The organism is Brevibacterium sp. 50QC2O2, from assembly GCF_024580675.1.
Classification (GTDB): domain Bacteria; phylum Actinomycetota; class Actinomycetes; order Actinomycetales; family Brevibacteriaceae; genus Brevibacterium; species Brevibacterium moorei.
Genome location: NZ_JANIJZ010000019.1, coordinates 37,150 through 47,428, shown reverse-complemented (window position 1 = coordinate 47,428; position 10,279 = coordinate 37,150). Strand labels below are relative to the sequence as shown.

The 10,279-nt window shown below is 66.8% G+C and carries 8 protein-coding genes; 4 read left to right on the top strand and 4 right to left on the bottom strand.

What is annotated here, in order from left to right; genetic code table 11:
* Positions 1 to 93: 93 nt before the first annotated feature.
* Positions 94 to 2,856, bottom strand: coding sequence for a pyruvate dehydrogenase (acetyl-transferring), homodimeric type (aceE, locus tag NQ038_RS13380; RefSeq protein ID WP_257046919.1), 2,763 nt, complete (start codon positions 2,854 to 2,856; stop codon positions 94 to 96).
* Between the two features lie 280 nt (positions 2,857 to 3,136).
* Here aceE and NQ038_RS13375 point away from each other — a divergent pair, with 280 nt between their 5' ends.
* The 4 genes from NQ038_RS13375 to NQ038_RS13360 are packed head-to-tail and all read left to right on the top strand — an operon-like array spanning position 3,137 to position 5,467.
* Complete coding sequence (locus NQ038_RS13375) at positions 3,137 to 3,595, top strand: DUF3052 domain-containing protein (protein ID WP_257046918.1); 459 nt, start codon at positions 3,137 to 3,139, stop codon at positions 3,593 to 3,595.
* Between the two features lies 1 nt (position 3,596).
* On the top strand, positions 3,597 to 4,052 hold the full coding sequence (locus NQ038_RS13370; RefSeq protein WP_257046917.1) for a redoxin domain-containing protein: 456 nt from the start codon (positions 3,597 to 3,599) through the stop codon (positions 4,050 to 4,052).
* Between the two features lie 12 nt (positions 4,053 to 4,064).
* Positions 4,065 to 4,493 carry an HIT family protein gene (locus NQ038_RS13365; RefSeq protein ID WP_257046916.1) on the top strand — a complete coding sequence of 143 codons (429 nt, stop codon included), beginning with the start codon at positions 4,065 to 4,067 and terminating at the stop codon, positions 4,491 to 4,493.
* Positions 4,493 to 5,467, top strand: coding sequence for an Fpg/Nei family DNA glycosylase (locus NQ038_RS13360; protein ID WP_257046915.1), 975 nt, complete (start codon positions 4,493 to 4,495; stop codon positions 5,465 to 5,467). The genes NQ038_RS13365 and NQ038_RS13360 overlap by 1 nt, the downstream gene beginning before the upstream one ends.
* Before the next feature lie 25 nt (positions 5,468 to 5,492).
* Here NQ038_RS13360 and NQ038_RS13355 read toward each other — a convergent pair whose 3' ends face one another.
* From NQ038_RS13355 to pta, 3 genes are all read right to left on the bottom strand, one after another.
* A complete protein-coding gene (locus NQ038_RS13355; RefSeq protein ID WP_257046914.1) occupies positions 5,493 to 6,809 on the bottom strand; it encodes an MFS transporter in 1,317 nt (438 codons plus the stop codon).
* A gap of 109 nt (positions 6,810 to 6,918) precedes the next feature.
* Positions 6,919 to 8,133 carry an acetate/propionate family kinase gene (locus tag NQ038_RS13350; protein WP_257046913.1) on the bottom strand — a complete coding sequence of 405 codons (1,215 nt, stop codon included), beginning with the start codon at positions 8,131 to 8,133 and terminating at the stop codon, positions 6,919 to 6,921.
* Positions 8,130 to 10,274 carry a phosphate acetyltransferase gene (gene pta, locus NQ038_RS13345; RefSeq protein ID WP_257046912.1) on the bottom strand — a complete coding sequence of 715 codons (2,145 nt, stop codon included), beginning with the start codon at positions 10,272 to 10,274 and terminating at the stop codon, positions 8,130 to 8,132. The genes NQ038_RS13350 and pta overlap by 4 nt, the downstream gene beginning before the upstream one ends.
* Positions 10,275 to 10,279 lie beyond the last annotated feature (5 nt).

Here is a 10,279-nt window from a genome sequence, read left to right as displayed (position 1 = left end):
GTCCCGGCGGATCACTGTGGATCCGCCGGGACCGCCGCCCCCGTCGTCAAGCCGCGCGAATCGGGGCGCGGCAGGGAGGGGTGCGGGACCCGGTCAGGCCGCGGAACCCTCGGTCGAGCCCGAGTCACCGGCCGTCGGATCGTCGAGCTTGTACTTCTTGGTCGCCTGGGCGGCCAGGGCCGAGTCGACCAGTCCGAGATCGGCCAGGCTGATGAGCGTCTGCACGACGACAGAGGCGGCATCGATGAGGTAGTGACGGCGTGCGGCCGGACGGGTATCCGAGATCGCATAGTCGTCGGCGCCCAGCGACACGAAGTGATTCGGCACGTACTGCCGGATCATATCCGGCACGCCACGGGAGAAATCACTTGTGGCGATGACGGGGCCGTCGGCGCCGGCCAGCTGCTGGGCGACGAAGGGCACGCGCGGCTCGGCCTCCGGATGGAGCAGCCGCTCGTCGTCGCAGGTCAGGCCGTCACGACGCAGTTCCTGCCAGCTGGTGACCGACCAGACGTCGGCGCTGACACCCCAATCCTCTGCCAGCATCTGCTGGGCCTGCAGGATCCACGGCACACCAACGCCGGAGGCCATCAGCTGGGCCTTGGGCGCTCCGGAGATCGCAGGTCCGTCCTTGAGCTTGTACAGGCCCTTGAGCAGGCCGTCGACGTCCAGGCCCTCCGGCTCGGGCGGCTGAACCATCGGCTCGTTGTACATCGTGATGTAGTAGCTGACGTTCGGGTCGCGGGAATCGGCCGGGTCGTACATACGGTGCAGACCGTCGCGCACGATGTGGGCGATTTCGTAGACATAGGCCGGATCGTAGGACACGATCGACGGGAAGGTCGAGGACAGGATGTGCGAGTGACCATCGCCGTGCTGCAGGCCCTCGCCGACCAACGTCGTGCGGCCGGCGGTGGCTCCCAGGATGAAACCGCGCGCCATCTGGTCGCCGGCGGCCCAGAATCCATCGCCGGAGCGCTGGAACCCGAACATCGAATAGAAGATGTAGAACGGGATCATCGGCTCGCCGTGCGTGGCATAGCTGGTGCCGGCTGCCGTGAATGCGGCGGTGGAGCCGGATTCGTTGATGCCCATGTGCAGCAACTGGCCGTCCGTGGCCTCCTTGTAGGCCAGGAACAGATCGCGGTCGACGGAGATGTAGTTCTGTCCGTGCGGGTTGTAGATCTTGGCCGTCGGGAAGAACGAGTCCATGCCGAATGTGCGGGCCTCGTCGGGAATGATCGGGACGATGCGCTTGCCGAACTCCTTGTCGCGCATCAGATCCTTGAGCACGCGCACAAAGCCCATGGTCGTGGCGATCTTCTGCTTGCCCGAGCCCTTGTAGCCGACCTTGAAGTCCTTGTCATCGGGCAGCTTGATCTGCGTGTACTTCGAGCGGCGCTCGGGGACGAAACCGCCCAGCTCGCGGCGGCGTTCGCGCAGGTACTGGACCTCCGGGGCGTCGGGGCCGGGGTTGTAGTACGGCGGCTTCTTCGGGTTCTCCTCGAGCTGCTTGTCGCTGATCGGGATGTTGAAGTGGTCACGGGCCAGCTTCAGATCCTCGATCGTGAGCTTCTTCATCTGGTGCGTCGCGTTGCGGGCCTCGAAGTGCGGTCCCAGTGAGTAACCCTTGACGGTCTTGACCAGGATGACGGTCGGCTGTCCCTTGTGCTCCATCGCCGCCTTGTAGGCCGCGTAGACCTTGCGGTAGTCATGGCCACCGCGTTTGAGGCCCCAGATCTGGGCGTCGGTGTACTCCTCGACCATGGCCTTGGTCCGGGGATCGCGGCCGAAGAAGTTATCGCGCACGAAACCACCGGACTCACCCTTGTACGTCTGGTAATCGCCGTCGGGGGTCTGGTTCATCAGGTTGACCAGTGCGCCGTCACGGTCGCGGGCCAGCAGGTCATCCCATTCGCGGCCCCAGATCACCTTGATGACGTTCCAACCGGCACCGTGGAACTGTGCTTCCAGCTCCTGGATGATCTTGCCGTTGCCGCGCACCGGGCCGTCCAGGCGCTGCAGATTGCAGTTGATGACGAAGGTCAGGTTGTCCAGGCCCTCGTATGCCGCGGTCTGGAGCATGCCGCGGCTCTCGGGCTCGTCCATTTCGCCATCGCCCAGGAAGGCCCAGGTGTGCTGTTGCGAGGTGTCCTTGATGCCGCGGCCCATCAGGTAGCGGTCGAACTGGGCCTGCGCGATCGCATTCATCGGCCCCAGGCCCATGGACACGGTGGGGTGCTCCCAGAAGTTCGGCAGCTGGCGCGGGTGCGGATACGAGGGCATGCCGAAGGGCTTGCCGTCGATGCGGTGGGAGACCTGCTGGCGGAAACCGTCGAGCTGGTCTTCGCTCATCCGGCCCTCGAGGAGGGACCGGGCGTACATCCCGGGGGAGGCGTGGCCCTGGAAGAAGATGTGATCGCCGCCGCCGGGGTGGTCCTTGCCGCGGAAGAAGTGGTTCAGGCCGACCTCGTAGAGTGTCGCGGCAGAGGCGTAGGTCGAGATGTGACCGCCGACCTCGATGCCGGGACGCTGTGCACGGTGGACGAGCATTGCGGCGTTCCAGCGGTTCCAGCTGCGGTAGCGGCGTTCGACCTGTTCATCACCGGGGAACCACGGTTCGTTCTCCGGGGCGATCGTGTTGATGTAGTCGGTGGTGACCAGGTTCGGCACGCCCACGTTCTTCTCGCGGGCCCGCTCGATGAGGCTGAGCATGATGTAGCGGGCGCGCTCGGGGCCCGCGTCCTTGACGACTCCATCGAGGGAGTCGAGCCACTCGCGCGTCTCCTCCGGATCGATGTCCGGTACCTGGGCCGGTAGGCCGTTGAGGATCGGACCGTTGCTCTTGTTGTCCAAGGCGCATTCCTTCCGCTTGGGATTTGGTCGGAAACGTTGTCTGCCCATGCCAGTTGAACGGTCGTTCGAAAGGTATGGAGTTTAGACTTTTACCGTCACTAGTTTATGACAGTCAGGGTCCCGATATGTCGTGGCCGGGCGCATTGTGCCCTGTCAGAGCCCTGATCGGGTTGTGGAACCGATCACCGGCGCTGGTCGGTGTCTCCCATGGTGGGACGGACGGGCACGTTTCTGGCCGGGCATTTGCCCGAATGCCGCTTCACATGAAAAATTAAGGAGTATGGCAACGACTTCCTCTAGTAGGACGAGCAATAAGGATTCCGCACCAACCGCAGCCACCGACCCGGGGGCGAACAATCCACTGGGGCTGAGCGCGGGACAGTACATTCAGGAATTGGGCTACGACGACGATGTCGACTTCGCGCTGCGCGATGCCATCGCACAGATCACGGGCGAGGACATGGCCGCCGACGACGTCGAGGACGTTTTCGACGCCGTGGTGATGTGGTGGCGTTCGGACGACGAAGATCTGGTCGACGGCTTGGTCGACGCTCAGACCATGCTCTCCGAGACCGGCACGGTCTATCTGCTCACCCCCAAGGCCGGGCGACCCGGACACATCAGCCCGGTTGAGATCAACGATGCGGCGCCCACCGCCGGCATGCACGTGACGACCACCGTCAGCGTCGGCCCGGACTGGTCGGGCGTGCGTTTGGTCGCCAAGAAGAGCAACGGCTGAGATGAACGGCGCGGCTCCGGTCCCCGGCGTTCCGGCGCCGGAACTGATTCTGCCGGACCAGTACGGCTCGACCTTCGTGCTCTCCGAGGCCAGCCGGGAGTCGGCAGTCCTCTTGGTGTTCTACCCGTTCGCATTCTCTCCTGTGTGCGGCCGGGAGATGTCACTGCTGACGGATCTGGCCCGGACCGGGGAACCAGGCGGCGGAATCCGTGCAGTGGGCATCAGCGTCGACTCGAAGTACACCCTGGCGGCCTGGAGCCGGGAGGCAGGGATCGGCATCGAGTTGCTCAGCGATTTCTGGCCGCACGGTGCGGCCGCACAGACCTATGGGGTGTTCGACGAACAGCGTGGTGCCGCCCGACGTGGTACTTTCCTCATCGACACCCACGGAATCATCCAACGCGCGGAGACCGGCCCTGTGGACCGGGTCCGCGACCTCGCTTCATGGTTGCACTGAGGAGGCCACACCATGCCCAGCATCTTCTCCAAGATCATCTCCGGTGAAATCCCCGGCACTTTCGTCTACCAGGACGACCTGTGCGTCGCGTTCCTGGACATTCAGCCACTGACCGCCGGCCACACGATGGTCGTCCCGCGCCAGGAGATCGACCACTGGCTCGATCTGCCCACCGAACTCAACGCACACCTGTTTACGGTGGCGCAGCTGATCGGACAGGCCCAGCAGGCCGCCTTCGGCTGCCAGCGGGTGGGCGTCATGGTGCAGGGCTACGAGGTGCCCCACGTCCACATCCATGTGTGGCCGACGAACTCGCTGAAGGACTTCCATGTGCTCGAGCGCGGCTCGGTCGCCTCGCCGGAGACCCTGGAGGCGGCGGCGGCCAAGATCCGCGCACAGCTGGGCGAGCAGGCCGCGACCGGCCCCGGCGCCACGGCCTGATGCCCGAGGGACATTCGGTCCACAGAATCGCGGCCCGCTTCGCCGACCTGATGGTCGGCAGGCGGGTCGCGGTGTCCTCGCCCCAGGGCCGGTTCGCAGCCGGCGCCGCGCTCCTCGACGGCCGGACGATAGAGGAGTCCTACGCGGTGGGCAAGCAGCTCTTCCTGTCCTTCTCCGGCGAGCTGTGCCTGCGGGTCCACCTGGGGCTCTACGGGGCCTGGGATTTCGCCCGGCTGACCGGGCAGGGGGAGCGCGCGGGGCAGACGGGCGAGTACTCGCTGGCCCAGCGCAGCATGGGCGCGCCCAGGAAATTGCGCGCTGGCCGGGTGACCCGGCTGCGGGCCGGTGAGAACGAGTTGCCCCGCCCGGATGAAACCGCGGCCGAAACCGTCGGCGGGCCCGTCTGGCCCCCGGAACCCGTCGGCGCGGTGCGTGCCCGCCTGCTGACAGCCGACGCCTGCGCCGATCTGCGCGGGCCCACCGCCTGCGAGGTCTTGGAGCCAGGGGAACTGACGGCCCGTTTGCGGAAACTGGGTCCCGATCCGCTGGTCGACGGCCGGGCCGCCGGGGGCCGCCGGTTCATCTCCGTGGCCCAGCGCAAGCGCACGCCGATCGGCACAGTGCTGATGGACCAGGCGGTGGTTGCGGGAATCGGCAATATCTACCGGGCCGAGCTGCTGTTCCGGGCCCGGGTGAACCCCCATACGGCGGCGAATGCCCTGCCCGTCGAGGTGCTGCGGGCCCTGTGGGACGATTGGTGCCGACTGTTGCCGATCGGCGTGGAGACCGGGGTGATCGTCACCCGTACCCGACTGCGCGGTGCGGCGAAGCAACTGGCCCTCGAAACGGTCGAGGGCCGACACGCGGTCTACGGTCGGGCCGGGCAGCCGTGCTACAGGTGCCACACCCCCGTGGCCCTGGAAGTCGTGGCCGGGCGCAAACTGTACTGGTGCCCCGGCTGCCAACTCGCCTGAGCCTGCAGCCGGGGCGCCGCGGGCATCACCAGGCGGCTTTGGCCCGCTGGACCTGCTTCATGCCGATGAACAGGCCGATGGCCGAGAGTACCCCGCCCAGTGCGACATAGGCCGAGATGCCCGCCGAGCCGGCGCCGGAGGCCAGCAGCGCCTGGGCGATCGAGGGGGAGAGGCCCCCGCCGAGTACGGCTCCCAGGTTGTAGGACACTGCGACCCCGGAATACCGGTGCGCCGGGTCGAACAGGCTGACGTAGAACGCGGCCATGGGACCGAAGACGAAGCTCAGTCCGATGTAACCGACGACCACGGCGAGGTAGAGGCCGACCACGGAACCCGAGTCGATCAGCAGGAAGTACGGGTAGGCCCACACCAGCTGGAACAGGGCCCCGCACATCATGACCTTGATCAGGCCGAAGCGGTCGGCGGCCCAGCCGGCGACGAAGACCGCGATCAGCATCCCCAAGCCGCCGACCAGTCCGGAGATCAGCGTGTCGGTCTGGCTGAACCCGATCTGCTTGACGGCGTACGACGTGGTGAAGGAGTTGATGATGAACATGAACTGGTTGAAGCCCAGGTTCACCAGGACGCCGGCGATGAGGAACGGCCAGGCGTGTGCGATGACGCCGGCCAGGGGCAGTTTGGCGACGGCACCGGCCTTGGAGATCTTCTTGAAGGACGGGGATTCGTCGATGCCCACGCGCACGTAGATGCCGATGATGATGAGGATGGCCGAGGCGATGAATGGGATGCGCCAGCCCCAGGTGGCGAAGGCGTCGCCGGTGAACAGGGCCGTGAGCTGGAATACGCCGATGCCCAGCAGGGTGCCGATGGGGGAGCCGGCTGTGACGAAGGCGCCGAAGAAGGCCTTGCGGCCGCGCGGGGCGTGTTCGGTGACCATGATGAAGGCGCCGGACTGTTCGCCGCCCATGAAGAAGCCCTGGAGGATGCGCAGGGACACCAGCAGGACGGGCGCCAGCGCACCGACCGTGCCGTAAGTGGGCAGGCACCCGATGAGGACCGTGCAGGTGCCGGTGGCGACCAGGCATATGACCAGCATGGTCTTGCGCGAGACCCGATCACCGAAGTGGCCGAAGACGATTCCGCCCAGGGGCCGGGACAGGAAGCCCGCGCCGAAGGCCATGAAGGACTGCAGCGTGCCCATCAGCGGATCGGAGCCGGGGAAGAACAGCTTGGGGAAGATAAGGCCCGCGGCCAGGCCGAAGATCAGGAAGTCGTAGAGCTCGATGCCGGTGCCGAAGGCGCTGGCGGTGGAGATCTTGCGCATATCCTTGGGGGATGTCTGATTGGCGGGCGCCGGGGACGCCGCCGCTGGAGCGGTCATAGGAGAACGGTCACTTTCGATTCCGGGGAGTTAACCGGAATATTATCCGCCCGCCGCCCGCCCCGACGCGCGTCGTCTCAGAGTGCAAGAATCACTTCAGACATGTGTTTCACGCGTTCGCGGCCTCCAGGGTCTGCCGGGCGATTTCCAACTCCTCGTTCGTCGGCACCACCAACACCGTGACCGGCGAATCGTCCGGGGATATCACACTGATGCCGGAGCCGGCTTGGGCATTGCGCACGGGATCGATGTGGATGCCGGCGAAGCCCAGCGTTGACAAGGCATCCGCCCGGACCGCGGGGGAGTGTTCGCCGACCCCGGCTGTGAACACGATGACGTCGGCCCCGCCGAGCTGTGCCAGATACGAGCCCGCATAGGCGCGCAGCCGGTGGACGTAGACGTCGTAGGCCAGTGCGGCATCCTGATCGCCTGCCTCCCTGCGTTCGAGGACGTCGCGCATATCGGATGCCCCGGTCAGGCCGAGGAGGCCCGAGCGCTTGTTGAGCAGCGTGTCAAGGTCACCGGTGGACATATCGGCGCGCCGGGCCAGGTGGAACAGCGCGGCCGGATCGATATCGCCGGACCGGGTGCCCATCACCAGGCCCTCCAAGGGGGTGAAGCCCATGGACGTGTCGACGGATTTGCCACCGGACACGGCAGTGGCAGACGCCCCATTGCCCAGGTGGAACACGATCTGTTTGAGTTCCTCCGGCTGCCTGCCCAGGAACTGGGCCGCGCGTTCGGAGACGAACTTCACACTGGTGCCGTGGAAGCCGTACTTGCGGATACGGTTCGACGTGGCCACCTTCTTATCGATCGCGTAGGTGTAGGCCGCCGGCTCGATCGTCTGATGGAAGGCCGTGTCGAACACCGCCACATGCGGCACCCGGGGGAAGGCGACCTCGGCGGCGTGGATGCCGGCCACAGCACCCGGATTGTGCAGCGGGGCCAGCAGGGAGAGCTCGTCGATGTTGATCTCCACCAGCGAGGTGATGACCGTAGGCGCGAAGAACCGGGCGCCGCCGTGGACCACCCGGTGACCCACGGCGACCGGCGGGTGCTCGTACAGGGAGGGCCCGTACTGGGCGAAGGCGTCGAGCATCACCCGGCAGCCGGCGGCATGGTCCGGGATCGGCAGGTCCTGGGTGAACACGCTGTCACCGCCCTCTGCGTGCGGCCAGTGGTGCACGGTGTGCCTGGCCCGGCCCATGTCCTCGCCGATCCGCTCGACCACCCCGGAGGCCAGCGGGATCTCCGCTTCGACGGCCATCAGCCGGTACTTGAACGAAGAGGAACCGCTGTTCATGACGAGCACGACGCTCATGACCTACCACCCTGTGCCTGGATCGCGGTGATCGCGATCGTATTGACGATATCGTCGACCAGCGCGCCACGGGACAGATCGTTGATCGGCTTGTTCAAGCCCTGGAGCACCGGCCCGATCGCCAGTGCGCCGGCGGACCGTTGGACCGCCTTGTACGTGTTGTTTCCGGTGTTGAGGTCCGGGAAGACGAACACCGTCGCCCGGCCCGCCACCTGCGAACCCGGCAGCTTCTTGCCGGCGACCGCAGCATCGGTCGCGGCGTCGTACTGGATCGGACCCTCGACTGCCAGATCCGGGCGACGCTGGTGGACCAGTCGGGTCGCCTCGCGGACCTTGTCGACATCCGCACCGGATCCGGAATCGCCCGTGGAGTACGACAGCATCGCCACCCGCGGCTCGATGTCGAATCCAGCGGCTGTGGTGGCCGAGGAGATCGCGATATCGGCCAGTTGCCCGGCATCGGGATCCGGTATGACCGCGCAGTCGCCGTAGACCAAAACCCGGTCGGCCAGTGCCATGAGGAAGACCGAGGACACGACCTGTGCGTCGGGGCGCGTCTTGATGATCTCGAACGCCGGCCTGATTGTATGCGCCGTGGTGTGCGCGGCTCCGGAGACCATGCCATCGGCCAGACCCTCGTGGACGAGCAGGGTGCCGAAGTACGACACGTCGGTCACGGTATCTGCCGCCCGGTCGTACGTCATGCCCTTGTGGGCCCGCAGCCTCGTGTAGACCTGGGCGAAGCGGTCGACATATCCGGGATCGAAGGGACTGATGACCGTGGCGGCGTCCAAATCGCAGCCCAGCTCCGCTGCCCTGGCGCGCACCTTCGCCTCGTCGCCCAGGATCGTCAGGTCCGCGATGCCGCGACCCAGCACGCGCGCCGCCGCCCGCAGGACTCGGTCGTCATCGCCCTCTGGCAGGACGATCCGCTTGCGGTCATTGCCCGCCCGCTGCGCCAGGCCGTACTCGAACATCAGCGGGGTGACGACCTGCGAGCGCGCCAGGCCCAGGCTCTTGGCCAGCACCCCCGCGTCGATGTGGCGCCGGAACAAATTCAATGCCGCATCGTAGCGTGTCGGCGAAGCCGCAGCCTGTCTGCTCTGCGTGCGCATCACGCGCGCCGCGGTGTCGAAGGTGCCGCCGGGGGTGGTCAGGACGGGCAGCGGCGAGCCCAGACCCGCGACGAGCCGGTCGACGGCCTCTGGCAGGTCGAAGGGGCCGTTGAGTACGATGCCGGCCAGGGATGGGAATGTGGCCGATGCATGGGCCAACAGACACGAGAGCAGCACCTCGGTGCGGTCGGCGGCGACGATCACCAGGGAGCCGTCGTGCAGGCGGGGCAGTACATTGTCCATCGACATGCCCGCCATCACGACTCCCATCACCTCGCGCTCGAGCAAGGCGGGATCCCCACCGACGAACTCAGCGCCCAGGCAGTCGCGTACATCGGCCACCGACGGCGCCACCAGAACCGGGTCCTCGGGCAGGGCCCACACCGGCAGCGCGGCATCCGTACCGCCGACCGGCGGAACGGCGCGGGCCGCGGCCTCGCGCACGGCTTCGGAGGTAGCCTCCAAAGCGTCCGGGTCCGCCCGGTTGACGGCGATCGCGAACAGTTCAGCCCGTTCCTGGCCGAGTTCGGAGAAAGCCACGGTGGCCACCTGCGCGAGTTCGGCCGGGGTGCGGGCGGTGCCGCCGCCCAAACGCACGTTCTCACCCTGTGGGGCGCGCCCGCCGAGTACCAGCAGGACCGGGGCGCCCAGGTTCGCAGCGATCCGCGCGTTGTCCGCCAGCTCGGCCGGGGTGGACACATCGGTGTAGTCGCTGCCGAGCACGACGACGAATTCGCACTGGGCCTCGACGGCCTTGAAGCGCTCGACGATGAGCGCCAGAGCGGCGTCGGGATCCGCGTGCAGCTGTTCATAGGTGGTGCCGATGCACGTCTCGTAGTCCAGGTCGGCGGTGGTGTGCTCCAGGAGCATGTCGAGGACGTAGTCGCGGGAATCCCGGGTGCGGGTGACCGGCCGGAACACCCCGACCCGTGGGCTGGTGCGGCCGATGACGTCGAGTACTCCGAGTGCGACCGTGGACTTCCCGGAGCGACCTTCTGCTGATGCGATGTATACGCTTGCGGACATGCCTC